Annotated in this window: 19 protein-coding genes; 15 read left to right on the forward strand and 4 right to left on the reverse strand. The window is 48.8% G+C overall.

Annotated features, from left to right (window positions below; genetic code table 11):
* Positions 1 to 6 precede the first annotated feature (6 nt).
* The gene (locus WC598_RS04490) at positions 7 to 1,383 is read right to left on the reverse strand and encodes a rhodanese-like domain-containing protein (protein ID WP_372960272.1); all 1,377 of its coding nucleotides are present in this window, start codon (positions 1,381 to 1,383) and stop codon (positions 7 to 9) included.
* 40 nt (positions 1,384 to 1,423) lie between these two features.
* The gene (locus WC598_RS04495; protein WP_372960273.1) at positions 1,424 to 2,785 is read right to left on the reverse strand and encodes a 2'-5' RNA ligase family protein; all 1,362 of its coding nucleotides are present in this window, start codon (positions 2,783 to 2,785) and stop codon (positions 1,424 to 1,426) included.
* Positions 2,786 to 2,968: 183 nt separating this feature from the next.
* Here WC598_RS04495 and WC598_RS04500 point away from each other — a divergent pair, with 183 nt between their 5' ends.
* Complete coding sequence (locus WC598_RS04500) at positions 2,969 to 3,208, forward strand: hypothetical protein (protein ID WP_372960274.1); 240 nt, start codon at positions 2,969 to 2,971, stop codon at positions 3,206 to 3,208.
* A 47-nt stretch (positions 3,209 to 3,255) separates the two neighbouring features.
* Here the strand turns inward: WC598_RS04500 and WC598_RS04505 are convergent, their stop codons facing one another.
* On the reverse strand, positions 3,256 to 3,447 hold the full coding sequence (locus tag WC598_RS04505) for a hypothetical protein (protein ID WP_372960275.1): 192 nt from the start codon (positions 3,445 to 3,447) through the stop codon (positions 3,256 to 3,258).
* Positions 3,448 to 3,566: 119 nt separating this feature from the next.
* Here WC598_RS04505 and WC598_RS04510 point away from each other — a divergent pair, with 119 nt between their 5' ends.
* The gene (locus tag WC598_RS04510; protein WP_372960276.1) at positions 3,567 to 3,797 is read left to right on the forward strand and encodes a hypothetical protein; all 231 of its coding nucleotides are present in this window, start codon (positions 3,567 to 3,569) and stop codon (positions 3,795 to 3,797) included.
* A gap of 479 nt (positions 3,798 to 4,276) precedes the next feature.
* Here WC598_RS04510 and WC598_RS04515 read toward each other — a convergent pair whose 3' ends face one another.
* Positions 4,277 to 4,813, reverse strand: a complete 537-nt coding sequence (locus WC598_RS04515; protein ID WP_372960277.1) for a hypothetical protein — start codon at positions 4,811 to 4,813, stop codon at positions 4,277 to 4,279.
* A 1,597-nt stretch (positions 4,814 to 6,410) separates the two neighbouring features.
* On the opposite strand from WC598_RS04515, the gene WC598_RS04520 reads away from it, so the two are divergent.
* From WC598_RS04520 to WC598_RS04580, 13 genes are all read left to right on the forward strand, one after another.
* On the forward strand, positions 6,411 to 6,983 hold the full coding sequence (locus tag WC598_RS04520) for an archaellin/type IV pilin N-terminal domain-containing protein (RefSeq protein ID WP_372960278.1): 573 nt from the start codon (positions 6,411 to 6,413) through the stop codon (positions 6,981 to 6,983).
* Between the two features lie 1,458 nt (positions 6,984 to 8,441).
* Positions 8,442 to 9,014 carry an archaellin/type IV pilin N-terminal domain-containing protein gene (locus WC598_RS04525; protein ID WP_372960279.1) on the forward strand — a complete coding sequence of 191 codons (573 nt, stop codon included), beginning with the start codon at positions 8,442 to 8,444 and terminating at the stop codon, positions 9,012 to 9,014.
* 177 nt (positions 9,015 to 9,191) lie between these two features.
* Positions 9,192 to 10,133: a hypothetical protein gene (locus tag WC598_RS04530; RefSeq protein ID WP_372960280.1), complete on the forward strand. Its 942-nt coding sequence runs from the start codon at positions 9,192 to 9,194 to the stop codon at positions 10,131 to 10,133.
* Between the two features lie 3 nt (positions 10,134 to 10,136).
* Entirely contained in the window at positions 10,137 to 10,634 is a 498-nt protein-coding gene (locus WC598_RS04535) for a flagellin (RefSeq protein WP_372960281.1), read from the forward strand.
* A 6-nt stretch (positions 10,635 to 10,640) separates the two neighbouring features.
* Positions 10,641 to 11,132, forward strand: coding sequence for a hypothetical protein (locus WC598_RS04540; RefSeq protein ID WP_372960282.1), 492 nt, complete (start codon positions 10,641 to 10,643; stop codon positions 11,130 to 11,132).
* 15 nt (positions 11,133 to 11,147) lie between these two features.
* Positions 11,148 to 11,879: an ATPase domain-containing protein gene (locus WC598_RS04545; RefSeq protein ID WP_372960283.1), complete on the forward strand. Its 732-nt coding sequence runs from the start codon at positions 11,148 to 11,150 to the stop codon at positions 11,877 to 11,879.
* A gap of 1 nt (position 11,880) precedes the next feature.
* Positions 11,881 to 13,749, forward strand: coding sequence for a type II/IV secretion system ATPase subunit (locus WC598_RS04550; RefSeq protein ID WP_372960284.1), 1,869 nt, complete (start codon positions 11,881 to 11,883; stop codon positions 13,747 to 13,749).
* A gap of 1 nt (position 13,750) precedes the next feature.
* Entirely contained in the window at positions 13,751 to 15,397 is a 1,647-nt protein-coding gene (gene flaJ / locus WC598_RS04555) for an archaellar assembly protein FlaJ (RefSeq protein ID WP_372960285.1), read from the forward strand.
* A 16-nt stretch (positions 15,398 to 15,413) separates the two neighbouring features.
* Positions 15,414 to 16,697 (forward strand): hypothetical protein, encoded by a 1,284-nt coding sequence (locus WC598_RS04560; RefSeq protein WP_372960286.1) that lies wholly within the window; start codon positions 15,414 to 15,416, stop codon positions 16,695 to 16,697.
* Between the two features lie 71 nt (positions 16,698 to 16,768).
* Positions 16,769 to 17,578, forward strand: coding sequence for a CheF family chemotaxis protein (locus tag WC598_RS04565; RefSeq protein ID WP_372960287.1), 810 nt, complete (start codon positions 16,769 to 16,771; stop codon positions 17,576 to 17,578).
* A 77-nt stretch (positions 17,579 to 17,655) separates the two neighbouring features.
* Positions 17,656 to 18,018 carry a response regulator gene (locus WC598_RS04570; RefSeq protein ID WP_372960288.1) on the forward strand — a complete coding sequence of 121 codons (363 nt, stop codon included), beginning with the start codon at positions 17,656 to 17,658 and terminating at the stop codon, positions 18,016 to 18,018.
* A gap of 4 nt (positions 18,019 to 18,022) precedes the next feature.
* On the forward strand, positions 18,023 to 19,063 hold the full coding sequence (cheB, locus tag WC598_RS04575) for a chemotaxis-specific protein-glutamate methyltransferase CheB (RefSeq protein ID WP_372960289.1): 1,041 nt from the start codon (positions 18,023 to 18,025) through the stop codon (positions 19,061 to 19,063).
* Positions 19,056 to 21,017, forward strand: coding sequence for an ATP-binding protein (locus WC598_RS04580; protein ID WP_372960290.1), 1,962 nt, complete (start codon positions 19,056 to 19,058; stop codon positions 21,015 to 21,017). The genes cheB and WC598_RS04580 overlap by 8 nt, the downstream gene beginning before the upstream one ends.
* Positions 21,018 to 21,025 lie beyond the last annotated feature (8 nt).

Here is a 21,025-nt window from a genome sequence, read left to right on the forward strand (position 1 = left end):
AATATATTACCGCTCAATCCGGAAACCCGCCAGTTTCCATGCGGTCATCCCGCCAAGCACATTGGTCACATTCCGGTAGTTGTGTGCGGCAAGGTAACTTGCCGCAAGGCTGCCCTTATACCCTGCATCGCAGTAGACAATGACCGGTTCACCGGTTGGGACCCTGTCGAGATGCTGTGGCAGTTCCCCGACATAGACATGCACGGATCCCGGGATATGTCCGACAGCGCGCCGGTTCCTGATATCGCGCACATCAAGAAGGAATACAGGTTTCGTTCCCAGGCGCTCTGACAGCTCGCGGACCGAGCAGGCCGGGAGCGTGGCGATCTCCTGCCCGGCGCGTGCCCACGCAGGAAAACCCCCGGCAAGGAAGCCGGAGGTGTTGTCAAATCCCATACGGAAGCACTGGAGATACACCTCTTCTGTGTTCTGGTTGAAATCGTCGATAAATATGATCGGTGTTTCATAGCCGGCATACCAGCCCAGGAATGCGGAGATCCCGTTCCGCCAGATCGAAAGGCTTCCGGGAATGTGCCCGGCACTAAAACTGGTGGGTGCACGGATATCGATCAGCTGGCAACCGGTCTTACATGCCGCATTTACTTCTGCAACGGTAAGCGGGCGGAGGTATGGTTCTTTGTCCCTGACCGGGGGGCCATGCAGGTTGTATGTTTCCATGGTCCGGAAATACGGGGGAACATAGGGGGATTCAGATCTTCTTATTTCAATGAATCTTTCCTTTCCAAGGGAGAGGACCGGGTTTGTTTTTCTTTCGTACCCGATGGTAGTAAACGGGTGATCTGCAATATCCCCGCCACAGACCGAACCGGCACCGTGGGCCGGGCAGACAATGACACCGTCCCCGAGCGGGATGAGTTTTTCCGTTATGCCCGAAAAGATCTTCTCTGCCATCTCGCCGTTTCGATTCCTGCCGAAAAAGTCAGTCCGGGCAATATCCCCGGCAAAAAGCGTGTCCCCGCAAAAGACCATATAGGGCGGGTCCGACACATCGGGATCCCGGACAACGAGCGAGATGCTTTCCTCGGTGTGCCCCGGAGTCTCAATGACGGTGATCTCAAGACTTCCAAGGGTGAACCGGTCGCTCTCCTTCACCTGGTTCCCGTACGAAAAATCCATACGGCTCCCGTGATAAATCTCTGCCCCGCACTGCCGCTGTAACTCAAGCGACCCGATAACATAGTCTTCGTTGCGGTGCGTCTCAAAGATGTGCGTTATTGAACATTCATGCCGGGATGCCAGCTCAAGGTAAATCCTGCAGTCCCTCCGCGGGTCGATCACTGCCGCAGTTGTGCCCGACCCGATAAGGTAGGAGTTGTGAGCAAGACCCCGGGATACAATTTGCTCAAAAAACAAAAATGCCATCACCCTGTACCCTGAAATGAATCACCGTGGCGTAAATAGGTTATGACCCGGACAGGGCATTCTTTCGGAGATTCCGCACCGTTCCCTCCGGCAGGACATAAGGATACCGGAGTATCAGCGGAGGACACATCTTCCGGCCGGGATTTTTCCGGATGAGTCGGGAGAGTTCCTCAAGACTGACCGGCACGTACCCGACAACTTCTGCGCTGACATTGATCCGGCGGTTTGTAAAATTCATGAACGGGAAGTCACGCAGTTCATTGTTGTGGTGGTGACCGTGGATAACCCATCCATCGAAGTCGTGGGGGGCATCAGCCGGATCGTGTACCAGGAAGAAGCGTATCCCGTTATACACAATTTCCGCACTCTTAACCCACCCGGGCATCTCATCGTCATGATTTCCTTTGATGAAAGTAGCTCTCCCACCCAGGCGGTTTACGTATCCGGAAACCGGGGGTGCTCCTTGGCCGTACCGCAGATCCCCGAGATGGTAAATCGGTGCATTGTCACCGGTTGTCAGGTTCCAGTTGCGGATGAGAACCGTATCCATTTCGGCGCAATCCGTAAAAAGAAACGGGCGGGAGCAGTACCGGATGATGTTGGCATGGCCGAGATGCATGTCAGCAATGACAAAGATATCCTCCGGATCAGCTTCCCGCGGGGTCTCCAGTTCAAAACCGGCAAAACGCCGGAAATTCCTGAGCGTATCCTGCCATATACGGCTGTCGTGACCGTGATCGCTGTAGACCCAGTGTTTTTCAAGAAGATCATACTCGGCAAGAATCTCCTCGTTCTGCATAACCGTGATCCGAAGGCCTGTGCCGTCCAGCAGGAGCGGGGGGAAGTGATCTGCCAAATCCAGCGGCACTATTTTTCTCAAGAGGTGTACAATGCGGCTGATGAAACCGGGTTTGGCGGTTTCACAGTGTACGGTTCCCGGATCTGCCCTGTTTATCCGGGAAAAGCATGCTGATGCCTGTTCCGTGCTGAGACGGTTTGCGACCGTTATATGAAACCATTTGGCTTCGGGCTTGCTGTCCCATGCATTGAGGCTTGTCGTAACGGGTAGAAGAGATGCGGCAAGTGAACGGGCCAGCTCCGCAAGTGATCCGGAAGGCGTGACTGAGAATGCGATCACGCTCCCGTGCATGCCCTGCCGCATCTGCCAGCCATTGATCATGAACGGGACCGGTCCGTACCTGCAGGCAGCGGTTCCAATCGTTTCAAGGAGATCTGCCGGAGTTGTGCCGGGACCAAGGACCAGCGGGCCGAAAAGGGTGATATGGGGGTGACGCTCCATAAATGCTTCGAGATGGAATTTCCCGGCGATCGCAAATATGGTCTCACGAATCCGCCATTTTGTCGCGGCAAGGCGGATCTCAACAAGATAGGTATCTTCCATGGAGGCAGCCCTTGTGTATTTTTGTATTGGGGCTTTGGGGGTTAAATCTTTGAGATTGTTTTCCAATCGGCCGGGACCCAAAAAAAAGACAAGGTCGTAAGTGTCAGTCCAAAGCCGGCGTATCGTATGAACCGGCAAAAATTTAATGAGCTCCAAGGACATGTGAGTGGTAGTGATGCTGTTATGGCCTGCATCTGTTACAAAACCAGTTCCGGCAAAGCGTCGCATCCCATACAGTGGATTGCGGTTGCCAGTTTCCCCCGGACAGAACCGGGATTTCATGCTGCACTCAAAGAGGAATCGCACCTGATCGATTCACCGTTTGCCCATCGTATCATCAAGGCCCGTGACGACGATTGCCAGAGAGTCTGGCTGGTCCAGCAGTGCCATCCCTGGGCATGTTGTTTACCGGAAAATACATAGAAATCTTCACGAGATATCGGATCAGAGACCCAATGCCCCGTTTTTCTTCAGGTTTTCTGTGGCTTGTTATATGCCAGGCCAAACAGCATGATTATCCCGAGCATAGTTGTTGCCACCCCCCCGATACCCAGGATTATCCGTATCCATGGTGCAAGGGCGGTTGCGGAGATCAGACCTCCGGCAATAAGTATTCCACCGGCAAGAATTGCGAAGATCGGGGCCATAACTGCTTCTGCCATTGTTGATCCTGCTGTCAGGTTTCCATTTCTTGTATTTACGGTTGTTGATTTCAACGGATCATGCCGGCTTTTGAGAACACAAGGATTACCTTTTTAATATCTGCAGATAATTTCAGATAATGCCACGTGGCCGACCCAAGAACCTAAGCCTGTATGAACAGACGAAAGTCAGGAAAATCCGTATGCGCCTGTCGGAACAAAAAATTACCCGGTTTGACCGGCTTCATGATTCGGCATTGTTACAGACGGTACATATCGATTCGTCCGGGAATATTTACGTTAAATATGATTACTTCTGCGCCCAGATGCAGGAGATCCGGCGTATTGTATCCGATTTCATTGATGAATAATTCCCCGAATAATTTCCCGCAGGTTTTCGTACAGGTACCTGGATCGGATACTGAGGGTAAAAGCCGATAACACCGTTTTTTTTATGCAGAATATTGGCAGGACCCTGGGTGTGTGGATATGCCTGTTATTATCAGAAATTAATCCCCATCACACCGGCCTGTCAGAATAATACTTACATGACCCGAAAAGTGCCTTTTTATTTTTTTCCGATCCGATCGATTCGGACATTCCTTGAAATTATGGGTTGGCGAGCAGACCGAGCTTGATGAAGCAAAGGTATAGCCATTGAAAGAGGGTCTGCTCTCATGTTACCGGGAGCGAAAAAAAACCAGATATTCAACAAAGCAGATTCTCGCGATGAGATAACAACAATCCCTTGTTTTTTTCATACAACATCAAAACCTGCGAGTCGGTTTTCCATCACTGGGATCTGCGGTCACATTGAAGAGAACGGTCGATCCGGAAGATATAATGGTAATTATTCCGGGTTTTTGATCAGTTTAACATAGGCTTCAAAAGCCGGGGCTCCGGTCTGCAGCTTAAATCCTTCCGATGAATATTGCCGATCGTCAAGACAGATATAATATTTACCGGTTTTTTCCACGGAAAAGATCTGGCTTCGCGGTGACATGACATCGCTGAACAGGACCACCGGAACAATGCCATCATATATGAATTTTTTATTGACATCATCCCACCGTGGCGAGATTGTTTTGAAAATCTGAGCATCATTGTCCTTGAGCAGAAGAATATTTGTGTGACCCCAGCGGGTGGATGCTGAGGATGAAACAGTGATCTTATACCGTTCATCAGGGTACAGGTATGGCTGGCCTATTGCTTCCTGCAGATCTGCACAATACCAGTTATTATACTGGGCAATGTAGGTTTCATCAAGAATAACCTGGTTGGTCTTTTTTGAACCGGTAAGGACCAGGCCGGTATAGGAAGAGGTTGGTTCCGGTGTTGTCTTTACATGCGTGGCGGCCGAAGAAACGATGCCGGGGGGGGTGACCATAACCGTTACATAAATTATTTCTGGCGTAGGCGTTGTAATCGCCGGGGCCGGGGCGTTAATATTTATGCACCCGCTTATGAGTAAATGTCCCAGGATCAGGATTGAGAGACATGTGAAAATCTGCCCGGCTTTCATTTTCGCACCCGTTTGATTAAGAATTCTTACAAGTACCTGTGCAATAAACCTTTCATTCTGCATTGGCTGACAGACAGCATCCGATAATAAAGAAAATGCTGCTCTCATGAGATGATTTCCTAAAAAGGAAGATTCGCGCCAGACCAAAAAATCTGATGGCCGCGTCACCATACTCTGATGTGTTGTCGTGTAAAGGGACAACAAAGAGATCAGCAAGCCGGAATACCGGGTTTATCCTAACTGCGGAGTCTGCTATTATCTGGACGGATTTCTCCGTATTCCCGCAAATATTCGAAGAAGACGTATGCCCGGCCGCAGATTCTCATCCTCATATTGTCCAAGGACTACCTCTTAAGGCATTGCCGGGAATTTGTCGAAAATATTGGGGACATGGAACAAGCCCAAACACCCGGATCGGTCTGTCGAATCCCATTTCACACCGCTCCAAAAATGCATCGTGCGGATAAAAAAAAACCAAAATCATCGGATAACGTTCAGAAAAACATTAAACCGGGTCTCCAATACCAACGATAGAATTCCCAATACCACTATCTACGTTTCAGAATTTCCCTGTGGAGACTGCAGCCATTATTATCCTGCCAGAACGGGTACGGTGAGGAAACATTACCATAATAAGGTAATGTCAGTTGACGCATCTCGCCAGGCCATAACCGGATGTATCCCATCCAATTCTCCCGTCCATGATACCCGGCATGCTGAATAACAATTCCGAAAATACCATGAATACCGAAACCCCGGGTGTTATGTTCTGGAAAAAGATACGATTATGGAGAGATCCATCGCCATATCCAGGAACCACTTCTGGCAGACATCTTTATCCCGACCCGTTCCGGAAACAATGAGATCATTTAGGTATATTTCGAGCGGATATCGCGCTACAGTTCAAGAATAAGAAACCTGCCAGATGCCAGATCCTAAAAACACCGTCTCCATTCAGAAAAGACGGTTCCGTTGGGATCTGAGTGGTGGAGTATTTCTTGTCCAGAAGAAGGAAATTGCTACCAAAAATATTGTCTGTGAGATTTTAACCACTTACAATCTATCTTTATTAAGGTTTTTTTGGTACAGAATATTAACAATGGTTGGATACAGGCAGGAGCCCGGAAGAATCTCCAATACTACGAAATTGTGTGAGCCCATCCCAGGCACTATACCGGCAATGACAGATAAACGATCAATAAATCAAAACAAAAAAATGCATACACATACTTCCCGTGTAAGGAAGTACAGTTAAACGCCAAACTAAATACCACAAGCATCCATCCATTGGTTTTTTGGAATCTCTCCAAAAAGGGCATTGAATATTGATACTGGATACAGTTTTTTTTAAAACGCAGAAAACATGTATTTTATCCCCCACCTTGTGGCAAAAATATAAATATGATTGATGCAATTTAACCCTCAAGGGTTTTGGATTACCCTTAGCCCCCAAAGGTGAATCATGAGATCTATTCAAAATGATAGTGCGTTCACCGGTCTCGAGGCAGCGATTGTGCTCATCGCATTCGTTGTCGTTGCGGCGGTGTTCTCGTACGTGGTGCTCGGCGCCGGTTTCTTCACAACCCAGAAGAGCCAGGAAGTCGTCCACACGGGTGTACAGCAGGCGAGCTCAACCCTTGAAATCGTTGGTAATGTGTATGGCAGTGCGGACACTGCAGGTAACGTAATCAATGCAATCAATTTCACCGCAGCATTAGCCCCAGGCGGAACGCCGGTTGATTTTGACAAGGTTGTATTGACCTACAGTAATGCTACCCAACTCCAGACCCTCACGCAGGGATCAAGAAGTGCGGCAGCAACTGCAGGTAAATGGACCATTGTAAATGTCCAGAACCAGATCACGGCCGACAGCGTTCTTGAACGTGGCGAACAGTTCGACATTATGGCAATGCCAAGCAACGGCATAACAAAGAACGACTATTTCACGATCGAAGTCAAGCCATCCATTGGTGCGGCACTGGGTATCACCCGAACTGCCCCGGCTTCTATCCAGAGAGTTAACATCCTCTACTAATTTTTTTCATAAAAATCTGGGAACAATCAAGTCCCCGGTACTCTTTTATTGAGATGATAATTTCCATCAATAATCTCGAACCCTGCATTTACCAGCCAATCAATGGCACCTGAAATCGATCCGGTACGGTGTATAATTGCAGATTGATACGCGCAGAGGTGGTACCCATATCCATTTCGCCAGGTTATCCGTGGTTGAGACGTTGTTGACACCTCAAATTTCTGCACGCAATATTGTCGCACCGATCGTGCCGATCCCCGGAACGGACCAAAGTATCTGTCACGGCCTTCGGTTTTTTGCAAGTTGTTGAGAATTGCCGTTCCGGTTCTTAGATCTTTTCGGGCAGCAGCTCAATCAAGGTAACCTAAGTCAGGAGTTGGATCAATCGATACGCAGGAGACTGAGTCCGGACTGCATCCCGATCGTGCGCGTAATCATTAAGGTAGATTTCAGGTAATCTTCTCTGGAGGAACTCCGGATAGGATCTCTTTGAAAAATAAAACCAGATTCCCGAACAGACCGGTAAAGTATGCCGATAACCGGATACAGGCAGAATCAAGAACCTTGTGGATCCGGTTTTTTATGATCGATTCGTTCTTTTACCAGGTTCTCCCGTAATCTCGTAAGTGCCCGGGAATCTCATTACCATGGACAAAATTCCTGACAGTGAAATTTTACTCATCCGGGGCAGGTTCTGCTATCCATTCTGAATCGAGCCTATCGGTCTTCTTTCCCCAATCCCTTTGATGTGACACGAATTGGTAACAATGATCTCCCCATATTCTTGTAAGATTGTAAGACCTCGCAGAGTGAGATGCTGTATTCTTCCGCAGATTCTAATATTACTGCCGGACAATGTTCCATGATACCCCATTCTTTCAGTATGAGGCGTTGTTCCAACCTATTGTGGTAGTGTCCCGCCATTTTCTGTCCGTTTCGTTCGAGGATTGTCGCAACAAGAAATCCTCCATGGACGTCTATTCCCCAACCTTTACTTCTTGATTGTTCCATATTCACCACCTTGTTGGCAGAATGATTCCTCGAATGTCATTTGTCATCCGCGCACTCAGGCACACTTAGCTGTTCGATATGCCATATTTGGCTCGTTTTTTATCAGGTTCTTTGTCCTGATATTTGAACCACCATGACAGTCCACAAAAAAGGGGTTGCCATTTTTCAGATTTTCATTGCTTTGGGGTGAAGCCTTTACTTCATGCGGGTTTTTAGAAATTCATTACTGATGAAACGCCAACTGAATACCACCAGCATTCACCTATCAGTTTTCCGGGATCTCTCTAAAAAGGGGCATTGAATATTGAACCCGGAAGAGTTTATTTTTTAAAAAAAAACGCAGAAAAGTTGTTTTTTTATTCCACACCATAGAGCAAAAATATACATACGATTGATGCGATTTACTTTTTAAGGGTTTGGATTTATCTTAGCCCCCAAAGGTGAATCATGAGATCTATTAAAAATGATAGTGCATTCACCGGCCTCGAGGCAGCAATTGTGCTCATCGCATTCGTTGTCGTTGCGGCGGTGTTCTCGTACGTGGTGCTTGGCGCCGGTTTCTTCACAACCCAGAAGAGCCAGGAAGTCGTCCACACGGGTGTACAGCAGGCGAGCTCGACTCTCGAAATCGTTGGTAATGTGTATGGCAGTGCGGACACTGCAGGTACCGTAATCAATGCAATCAATTTCACCGCGGCATTAGCTCCGGGCGGTACCCCGGTTGATTTTGACAAGGTTGTATTGACCTACAGTAATGCTACCCAACTCCAGACTCTCACGCAGGGAAATAGAAGTGCAGCAGCAACTGCGGGTAAATGGACCATTGTGAATGTCCAGAACCAGATCACGTCCGACAGCGTTCTTGAACGTGGCGAACAGTTCGACATTATGGCAATGCCAAGCAATGGCATAACGAAGAACGACTATTTCACGATCGAAGTCAAACCATCCATTGGTGCGGCACTGGGTATCACCCGAACTGCCCCGGCTTCAATCCAGAGAGTGAACATCCTCTACTAATTTTTTTTTCAAAACCAAATCGGTTCAGCTTAAGTTCCCGATGCGTTCCAGATTTTTTTTAAAACCAACAGTATTCTACCAAATATTTGCTGAAACTTTCAGCATCACGTTATGCATGCATATTTTATCATAAGAATGTTTATTAGTTAAAAATGTAATATAACGATTAGATAATTTATGGCGGTAAACCAGTCTCAGGTCGACCATATCATTACTGCCGCATCAGAGGATGATCCGGAAGTCAAGCTTCAGAATCTGGAGCGAGAGGTCGACCTCATAAAAACATCCATCAAGCGCCTCCTGATGGACATCCGGGAACGGATGAATGAGCTGGAAAACCCCTTTACCCTATCGGCTACATCGGGGAGTGGAGTGACAACTCCAAATTCCGGGATAGAGTCTGAAGTCAGTGATGCAAAGAGCTCTGCCCTTGAGGCCCGGGAAGCTGCGTTGGATGCACGGGAATCACAGATGGATGCAACAAAAGCAAAAAATGATGCCGAGGCAAAAACTGAGGCTGATACTAAGAAACAAATTCCCCCTGTTAAAGAGGAGATCCCACCAGCACCGGTAAATGAAGAAAGAAAGATTCTTGAAGATCAGATGCTTGCAGCATTAAAATCCCAGATGATGCAGGGACATAAAGCTCCTCCTCCTGCTGCCCCCCCCACACAGATGAACGAGAAACTGCGTCTCCAGAAAGTGTACAAACTGTTCAAATGGACGCACCAGTCAGTTAAAAAATTCGGACATGACCGGCTTGAGATCATGCTTGAATCCTACCGGGTTATGGGATATATTCCTAAGGAATCAACAGATGAAATCCGGGAAATTTCCCGGCTTATGCCGGCAAACCTCGGGGAAGAACACGAAGTCGGTCCCGATGAGTTCGTTGCGGAGCTGTACGCACTCAACAGGATACTTGCCCCCAATGATACATCCCTTGACCGGGACATGATTGAAGTGATGATGGAACAGCGCCAGCAGAATATACCTGTTTCAGAACGAAATACTGAGGACATGATCGATCTCTCGAATATGGCGCTTAATGAGAAAAAATCATCCTCGAAAAATAAAGAGAAAGATGAAGAATGGATGAATCTTCCGGACAGGATATAACCAATGTCAGCCGATACGATTACCACGGCATTGTTCCTGATAACTGCGGTTATTGCAGCAGGTGTCCTCATCAATGCAATTTATCCTGTTGTTTTTAACATGGCCGGAACATTCTCATCGGCAACCCATGAGTCAGATCAACGGCTCCGCACGGATTTCAAGATCGTCCTTGCTACAAATGACAAGGTAGAAACGGAGGGTGTTATACTTGGACATGTCTGGATGAAAAATGTGGGCAGTGCCAAAATATCGATGGATGAAATAGAACGTTCCGATGTCTTTTGTGGCGCTGTCGGAAATTTCCAACGCTTGGATTATGGGATCACTTGGGTAGCAACGATCAAAGAATCCGCGAGTCAGGTCAATAATTTCTGGGATCCGGGTGAGACCCTCGAAATTACATTTCCTGCCAGCATTTTACCCGCTACACCCAATATGGCATATTTCCAGTTTGTCCTGCCCAACGGGATCTGGCGGTCAACCGAATTTACCGTGATCTGATATTCTATGGCCGTTGCAGAAATAATCGGAGCAGCAATCGGGGTACTTCTCCTTGTTGTCGTAGCATACATCCTTGTCGGGGGGACACTGACTGCAGCTGAGACCGTTGCAAATGCCCAGAAAGATCTGACAATACTTAACGAAGCCCGGATACGCACGGACATCCAGTTAAACACATCGGAAATTAATCCAGTGGGGATATCAGCGCTTAATTTTAGTGTAACAAATTCAGGAAACGAGATCATATCAGATTTCACCCACATGGATATCTATACCTACAATGCATCAGATATCTACCAATATTATAACTATGATCCAGATGATAAGGGCGGTACGGGCAACTGGACCATCACCACGTTCGATAACGATTATATCCACCCGAACATGCTCGACCCGGGTGAAAAAATGTGGATCAAAGCAACATTTCCAGGATTAACACCGCTCCGGATCCAGATCACCACGGGCAATGGAGTATCGGCTTCAACAACCGTTGTATAACAGGGGAGAAAATTCATGGCACACATTTCTGATCTGATGGGAGGCGAGGACCGGCAGATATTATCCACCGGGAACAGTGAACTGGATAAAAAAATAGCGGATGGCCTGCCCCTTGAATCCCTTACCCTTATCGAGGGAGAGAACGATACGGGTAAAAGTGTGCTGACCCAGCAGATCATCTGGGGAGCTATGAAACAGGGTATGTCGGTTGATCTCTTCACCACGGAGAGTACCAGCAAGAGTTTCATCAAGCAGATGGAATCCATGAGTCTCGATATCTCGGAATATTTTGCCTGGGGTTACCTTAAAGTATTCCCGCTCCACGTAGTCGGATTCGAATGGAAAAAAGAGGAGATGGAAGGGATCCTGGCACACCTCATCGGCCATATCCAGAAAAGCAAATCCCAGGTTATTATCGTTGATTCACTCACCCTGTTCACGGAATATGCCCAGACAGACACGATTCTTACGTTCTTCACCAACTGCAAATCGTTAGTTGATCACGGGAAAACAATCCTCGTTACCCTCCATACCTATGCATTCGAGGAAGATACCCTGGTCCGGATCCGTTCGATCTGCGATGCCCACCTGAACATGAAAAAAGCCCTTGTCGGGGATAAGTACGTCATGGTCATGGAAGTTATCAAAGTCAGGGGTGCACGGAAAACAACCGGTAATCTCGTCAGCTTCGAAGTCCACCCGGGTTATGGCATGAAGATCATCCCCATGAGTTTTGCGAGGGTCTGATATGGGGACGCTGTCTGTCGCAATCAACCTCCCGTTTACACCAGAAGTTGTGGACTCCAATGTTGATTTTTACAATGATATTGAATCCAGTCCGCTGTACAAAATGCTTCCGGCAAATGCCAAAGATTACGTCAAGGCCAGCCCTCATCTCCTTGAATACCTCCACACGTTCCCGGTGAATACCTATGGCATTCCCCTCTTTCTCGCAGAACTGAAAAAAGACCTGCGTACGATGAAAAGCCCGAATATCATCTATCCGGTAAACGATACCACGTTTGTCCATATCCTTCCGGATCCCGATGATGTCAGGAATTTTTACATCCCGATCGAACCATCATTCCTTCACAGTGTCAGCCAGATGTTACCGGTTATTGAAACAAAACTTATCGATCTTATCGATGCCCTTGAAGATGATCCTCTCAACGACAAAGAACGGACGGAAGTTTTAAAAAAGATGCTGGCAACGGTTGCGGTTATCAGGCCGAAAAATGTTGACATATCCAAATTTACCGGCGGTGTGGCAGGGAAACAGGATATCAAATCAAAGATGACAAAATTTCTAAATACGGATTTTACTGCCCAGAAAAAGATGAAGGACACCAAAAAGAAGCACCAGACTCCCCTTACACCTGATGGCAAGGTTATCCTGACCAATGAAGAGTACCGGGCAATCGAATACCTGCTTATCCGGGATAAGATCGATATGGGAGTACTCAAGCCATTTCTCTCTGACCCGTATATCGAAGATATCTCCTGTGACGGGGTCGGCCCGATCTTCATTGAGCATAAGATCTTCAAAGGCTTGAAATCGGTTATTGAATTTAAAGTATCGCAGGAACTGGACGAATTTGTTGTCAAGATGGCCGAGCGAATCAAGCGCCCCATCACGTACCGCAGCCCGATTGTGGATGCCACGCTGCTCGATGGTTCCCGTATCAACATAGTTTACGGCACTGCCATCTCCCGGCATGGCAGTAACTTCACCATCCGTAAAGTCAACGAAGTGCCCTTGAGCATCCTTAACATCATCGAAGGTAATGGTCTTGATTACCTCTCGGCAGCATACCTCTGGATCTGCGTGGAATACGGCATGTCACTTTTCGTTTCCGGGGAAACTGCCAGCGGAAAGACAACACTGCTGAATGCAATCACCACGTTCATTCCACCCGAAAACAAGATAGTTACGATTGAGGATACACCGGAATTAAACGTGCCTCACCGCAACTGGATCCGGGAAGTTGCGCTTGCAAAGGGAAAAGGAGAAGGGGGCGGAGCCAGCGGGGAAGTATCTATGTTCGACCTGCTCAAAGCTGCTCTTCGTCAGCGTCCCAACCAGATTCTTGTGGGGGAGATCCGGGGTGTCGAGGGTGCAGTTGCCTTTGGTGCCATGCAGACTGGGCACCCGGTCATGAGTACGTTTCACGCAGCATCCGTTGAGAAACTTATCCAGCGTCTCTGCGGGGATCCCATCAATATACCGAGAACCTATGTCGATAACCTCAATCTCGTGGTTATCCAGAGCGCAGTCAAACGTCCCGACGGGCAACTGGTACGACGGATGATCAGCGTTAATGAACTCGTAGGATTCAACCCGGAAACGCAGGGATTCACCTTTGTCGAGATGTTCAGCTGGGAGCCGGTGTCCGATACATTTACCTGGTCGGGAAAAGGCAGTTCTTTTTTACTGGAAAATAAGATTGCCACCATGCTGGGTATGCCTGAGAGTAAAAAAGCGGAGATTTATCTCGAAGTGGAGAAGAGAGCTAAAATTCTGGAACGGCTCCATAAGGCCGGGTATACCAAGTTCTGGGATCTCTTCCACATGATGACAAAGATCAAGAAACAGGGCCTCCTGACAATTGGTTCCTGATATGGCGGATATCCCTGCAAAGGAAGGCACGGTAAAAGAGGCAAAACCACTCCCGTTTGCCTCCACAATAGGAGACCTCAAAGAGAAACTTGAGGTAGCCGCCGAGGGTAAACTGATGAGCGCGGACCTGCTCTTCATGAATACCTACATGGCCTCACTGGCACTTGCCAGTGCATCGAGACCGGAAATATTTTCCTATTCTGCAAACCGGAAAGAGTACATCTCTGCCAAATACATCACCAGGGTTGAGACATTTGTCAAACAGTGGAATTACAGTTATTCCGAGGCACTCAGCATTGTAGCTGAACGAACAAGTAATACCACCCTCCAGAGCATGCTCAACCGGTATGCAAATGCTATCGAGTCCGGTGTGCCTGACGAAGATTTTCTGAAAAATGAGCTCAACACCGTGAAGAGTGTTTACCGGAGCCAAGTTGAGCAGGGACTCGAGATGCTCAAGAAATGGGGAGATGCCTATATCGCCATGCTCCTCTCCGGCACGGTCATCGCGGTTACGATGATGGTATCCATTGCCATCTACGCACCAGCCGGTCTCGATATGACCCTGAATATGTCATACGGGATCATTCTGTGTATCAGCGTTTTCGGCAATGTCCTCATGTACCAGTCTGTACCGAGTGACCCGAAAACCCACGGACTCAAAGACCGTGCATCCAAGGAACAACAGACAATCTATGCCATGGAACGGATCGTTGTTCCATTAACCATAGCTGCAATAGTGATCCTTTCCCTTCTGGGAATATCTGCGGGGCTGATTTTTCTTCTTGTCGGAATATTGATGGCGCCTATGGGAATCATCGGTTTTATTGATGACTCCAATATTACCCTGCGGGACAGTGATTTTTCAGTATTTATCCGAAGTCTGGGTGCCGTTATGGGGGGCCAGGGAACAACGGCAGTATATGCACTCAATACCATCGACAAAAAATCACTTGTCTCCCTTGAACCTCTTGTGCTCTCCGTATACTCCAAAATGAATCTCGGCCTTGATGACAAACAGGTCTGGGGTAAGTTTATCGGGGAATCGGGAAGCAATTACATCTATAAGTACCTCAATATTTACCTCGATACGGTAACCCTTGGCGGACCTCCCGAACCCATCGGGACCGTTGTTGGTTCATCGGTTCTGGAAATGGTACTGCTCCGTGAGAAGAAGGATATGCATGCCAAAAGTTTCATCGTCCTCCTTGTCCCGATGCATATGGCAATGGCCGGTATTTTTGTCGCGCTCTACCGCATCATGGTAGTTTTGACAGGATCCGTTGCTTCCATGATGGAACAATTCCAGGCGGCACAGAACACTGCAAGCGCAGGTTCCGGCGGGGGTATATCTGCGGGTGCTGTACTTGGCGGGGGGATGACTATGTTTACGAATTTCCCGGAGAAGGAGATGGGGGCGTTTGTGGTCTACACATTAACCATCATCACTGCGTCCAATATCCTCGCAGCACGTATTGTTGGAGGTGGCGATCGGTATATGTTTTATTTCTACACAGCAATATTCTGTTCATTGACCGGCCTTATCCTTCTGGTTGGCCCCATTGTAGTAGGCTTGTTCTTCAGCCCGGAAGCACTTCAGAATATGGCCGCAGCTGGCGCAGCAGCAGGTTCATCAGCCACCAAATGAGAGCAAGGGATTTTCCATGAAAGAGAATACACGCAGAATCGTCCTGTTCGCAATTATCGTCATAACGGGTTCCGTGATGATCCTGTTTGATGTTCCGCTCATCATCATGATCCCCCTTGTCATCGTAGTCGGTTTCATCATCCTTTTTGTGACCGGGGCGGTATCTCTTGCAGATATCAAATCATCTCTGGCCCGGCCAAAACCGAAAGGAACTCCCAAACCTTCGGGTACTCCAGCGGTGCAAAAAAAAGGCGGTTTATTTGACCGGTTAAAACACCTGAGCCTTTCAAAAAATAAAGAGAGCGGCAGCGCACAGTCCCCGTCAAAACCCGTAAAAACTCCTGAAAAGAAGCTGCCGGCAAAAGTCCCCGAGAAATCCGGCGGATTACGCGGGCACTTCAGTTCGATCATCACATCGTTCAGATCTATTGGAACGGTTCTTCAGGAGCGAAGTAAACGCCAGAGAAAAGTCGGCGAGATCAACACACAACTGGATAAAACCGTAAGCGAGAAAATTGAGAAACCTGCAGCCCCGACACCACTCCCTCCCCCGGTCGGAGGGGCCGGTAGTTCAGCAGCACCATCCGGGGATGCCGATCCATTCCTTTCGCTTTCCGAGGATGAGTTCGATCCGGGACTTCTCGACGGACTGGGCGATCAGGATTTCGCATCACCACCAACGGGCCTGAACGCGGCAGGATCTGACGGCGATCTGCCCGATCCGACCATGGATATCGATGCAGCCTCCAATGCGATCCTGCAAGCTCAGGAGCCGAATTCCCCGGATGAATTCAGCGGGCTTGATGGCGGAGATTCGTTAGACACGGATTTTGGCGACCTGGATAATATCAGTCTCGATGACATGGATATGGATGGTGAACTTGACGGAGACTTGCCTGACATGCAGGATACTCCGGCACCGGAGGCAGTTGCCGCACCTGCTTCCGCGCCGGCTTCGCCACAACAGGATGCTGCACAATCTGCGGTAAAAACAGCCTGGATTCCATCTGACGCACCCAAAGGTGCGGATCAGGTAGAGGATCAGATATCAACCCAGTCGGATATGGCCGCATTTGCAAGCGGCTCAACCAGCGATGAGGATATGCTCAGTTCGCTCGCTTCTGACGTAAAACGGATTGAAAAGAAAGTGGATATCAGTCTGGTGCGCGAACTGAAAGACTTCAAGGCTCCTGCAAACGAGATCGAAAAAGAACTTGATGACATGTATCAGAAGATCTCTTCGGTTAAGAATACTCAGGCAAAAAAAATTGAGACAAACCCAAAGAATGGAATGAAATAAACACCTTTATGATAATAGTACAACGTATCAGAAACCCGGTAACGGGAAACCATACCTGCACGTGAGGATGTATGAAAGAAGTTCCGGCAAAAATAGAACATAATAACCAATGGATTGTTATCAAACTGGGCATCGGCGATGATCGTATTGCCCTTCCCGCACCTATCAACCAGGAGATCCTCTTCAAAGCAGTTGCAGATGTTGCTGAAAGGAAAAATATTCTGATAATCACCGTGAAAACCGATAAAGAAACGGTTTACAAGATTCTGTCCGTAGAGAAAGTACTGGCAGTATTAAAAAAACTCATCCTCGGCTCATGCAATGCCTATCGCCTGATGGCATATTTCATGTCCCCGGCCATTCGCGGGGGCGTGATGATCAAGGAGGCGGCCTGGGAAAAAGGGAGTGTGGTTGTTGTCCAGAGCGGGATCTGGTTTGTCGGTGCAACGAAACAGATCTGCGTTCCGGTAACTGATGTTGCAGCCATTGAGCTCACCAAAAGGGATGTGCAGGGAAAGGCCACGGAAGTGGTAAGGATAGACCATGTCGAGTCCGGTGAAGTAGTTTCAAGCCTCGTACTCTGTCCCCTCTCAACCCTTCAGGTTCTCTACAATTTTCTGAAAGAGACAACAAAAGGCATGGACATGAAAGGCACCGAGCTTGACGGTGTCGACCAGCAGGTGGCAATGCTCATCTACTCCGGGATGGATTCGCACGCAATCGAGAATATGCTCAATATTCCCCACAAACAACTCGATGCCATATATGACAAAATACTCAAACTGGGTCTTGCCGATGTGGTAACAATCCGCCGTGAGGTTCAGCTCACAACAAAAGGTGTCAGATACATTTCGGATGCCACCAAGTCTCAGACAAACTAACGGTTTTTTCCCCTTTTTTTCTTGTTTTTCCCATACAGTTTTATGCAATGGTTTACCAATCACATATTTGATCGTCAATGGGAAAGATTCTGATCGTGGATGATACACTCTTCATGAGAACTCTTCTAAAGAACATCCTGTTCTCAGGCGGACATACAATTGCCGGAGAAGCAGGCGATGGAGAAGAGGCCGTGGCAAAATACAAGGAACTGAAACCTGATCTCGTCACCATGGACGTTGTTATGCCCAAAATGAACGGTATTGAGGCACTCAAGGCAATCAAAGCAATCGATCCTGGTGCAAGGATTGTGATGTGCACTGCCGTTGGACAGGAACAGATGGTGAAACTGGCCATCAAGTCCGGAGCCAAGGGCTATATTGTCAAGCCGTTCCAGGCACCCAAAGTGCTTGAGGAAGTCAAAAACGTTCTCGCCACCTGAGACCATGGTAAAGGTACTCATTGTTGATGATTCCGTGTTTATGCGCACGGTCATCCGGGATATGGTCACCAAGGACCCGGCTATCGAAGTAGTGGGAACTGCATCAAACGGTATTGATGCACTGGAACGGATTGAAAGCCTCAGTCCTGACCTTGTGACCCTGGATATTGAGATGCCGAAGATGAACGGTATCCAGGTTCTTGAAGAACTCAGGAAAGTCAAGAAACGCCCAAAAGTCCTCATGCTGAGTTCTCTTACCTCGAAGGATGCCGAGATGACCTATCAGGCCATCCGGCTCGGTGCCGATGACTTCATGCTCAAACCAAAAGACATACCCCATGTCCGGGAAATCGAGCAGGAACTGGTCTCGAAGATCAAGCACCTGGTAACCCTTATCGCCCCACCCAAACCTCATAAGCCCCCGGCGATAGCCGGATCGGCAGAAAGGGTCGTCCTGATCGGTTCCTCCGCGGGAGGACCCCCGATGCTCGATACCCTTCTGGCGGCTCTGCCATCGGACCTCCCGGCAGGTGTCATGGTAACCCAGCATATGCCCGTAGGTTTCACTGCGGCCCTTGCCGAACGGTTTGACCGCATTGCATCCATGCCGGTCAAGGAGACAGAAAACGGGGATCTCGTTGAGACAGGAAAGATCCTGTTATCCAAGGCAGGTGTTCACACGGTTGTCAGCGGCGTCATGGAAGGGAATAAGCAGATGACCGGCCGCATTGTCCACTCCAATTCACCTCCCCTGCATGGCGTCCGGCCCGCAGTTGACAAGACCTTTGAGTCTGCAGCACACGTATACGGCAAGAATATCGTTTCAGTAATTCTCAGCGGGATGGGGAATGATGCCGGGGCGGGAGCTCATGCAATCAAGGAAGCTGGCGGGGTGAGCCTTATCTGCGATGAGAAGGATTGTCTTGTATACGGAATGGCCAGATCGGCAATCCAGCATAATGCAGTAGATAAAGTGCTTCCGCTCAACAAACTGGCAAAAGAGATTGAACGGGTTGTCCGGCAGATGGAGGATACCAATGTCTGAATTTGAGGCTTACCGGGGCCTGTTTGTTGCAGAGTCACGGGAGAACCATGAGAACCTGGTTAAAAACCTCCTAATCCTGGAGAAGGGTGTCGATGAGAATGCAATCGACGAAATTTTCCGATCGTGCCACACCTTAAAAGGAGCCTCGGCATCGATGGGCTATGCGGATATGGAACGGCTCTGCCATGCCATGGAAGACGTGTTCCAGATCATCCGGAGCGGGAGTGCAGAGATGACCCAGGAACTGGGCAACCTTCTCCTGGCATGTTCCGATGTCCTAGAACAGATGATCGATGACGTTGAAGCCGGTGGCGATACGTCTTCCAAAAACCCGGATGAGCAGGTTCATGCCCTTAAGGACTGGCTTGGAAAACGCGGGGTTACAAAGGGGAAACAGCCGGACCTGCCCACAACACCCGTTCAGCCAATCGAGGTTACGGAAAACCCGGATGAAAACTTTGCCGACACTCTCGGCTTACCGGAATATGACATGCATATCACGGTAGCCAGCGAGTGCATGATGAAGGATGTGCGGGCCATGCTTGCCATCGGCAATCTCGAAGAACTTGGGACAATCCTATCAATTACCCCTTCAAAAGAAGCCATTGATGAGGGGAAATTCGAAGGTACTGTAGATCTCCGGATCCGCAGCGATGCCGGAGAGGATGCCCTGAAAACCGTTGCTTCGGGAACCGAGATCGCGTTGGTGGAGATAAAACCCGTAATAAAGGAAGAAGCACCGGCTCCTGCTGAAGCATCAGGCACGGCAATGAAAGGACCGGATGCGGACAAAAAACAGGTATCATCTGCGGACAAGAACCGCGAGATCAAGCATCTCCGGGTTGACATCAACCAGCTCGACCACATCATGAACCTTGTTGAGGATCTCGTCATCAACAGGGGCAGGCTCAAACAGATCTCGGAACAATACAAGATCAAAGAGATGGATGAAGCCATCGGTATGGTTGACCGTTCCGTATCGGAACTCCAGAACCTGATGATGGTCATCCGGATGATCCCGCTCAACCAGATATTCAACCGGTTACCCCGGGTTGTCCGGGATGTAGCCCAGTATGACGGGAAAGAAGTTGAATTTGTTATTGAGGGCGGGGAGACCGAACTTGACCGGAGTGTGATGGACGGCCTGAACGATCCGCTGCTCCACCTCATCCGAAATGCCGTCAACCATGGCATCGAATCTCCCGAAACCCGGGAGAAGACCGGCAAGCCAAGGAAAGGCTTCGTCAAACTCTCTGCCCACCGCGACCGCGACAATGTCATCATTGAACTCATTGATGACGGCGCAGGGATCAATGTGGAAAAAGTCAAGTCAAAAGCAGTCGAAAAAGGATTAATTACCCAGGAAACTGCGGATACCCTCACTGTTGAACAGGCCATCGACCTGCTCTTCCAGCCGGGGTTCTCAACTGCCGACAAGATCACGGATATCAGCGGACGCGGCGTAGGGCTCGATGTTGTAAAACGCTCGATCGAGGCGCTCAAAGGAACAATCCGCGTAGAAACAAACCCGGGCAAAGGGAGCCGTTTTGAACTTCTGCTTCCCCCCACCATGGCAATTGTTGACGTGATGATTGTCAAGATCAACGGGAAACGACTGGGTATTCCCATAAGCAGCATCGTTGAAGTCGCCAATTTCCGACGGGATTCCACCCACCACATAGGAAAAGGCGAGGCAATACTGCTCCGGGACGAGGTATTACAGATCATGTGGCTGAACGATATGGTCGGTGTCTCCAGGATATGTGAGATCCTGATCGTTGTTCAATACCAGAAGAGAAAATGCTGTATCCCGGTCGACATAGTTGAAGGAAAACAGGAAGTGGTGGTAAAACCGCTCAGCCGGTTCATCGGCAATACCCGGGGAGTCAGCGGGGTAACCATTCTGGGAGATGGTGAAGTTGTGCCAGTGCTCGATGTCAACACTATGGTTTAGGAGAAGAT

It is taken from the genome of Methanoregula sp., assembly GCF_041645475.1.
GTDB lineage: Archaea > Halobacteriota > Methanomicrobia > Methanomicrobiales > Methanospirillaceae > Methanoregula.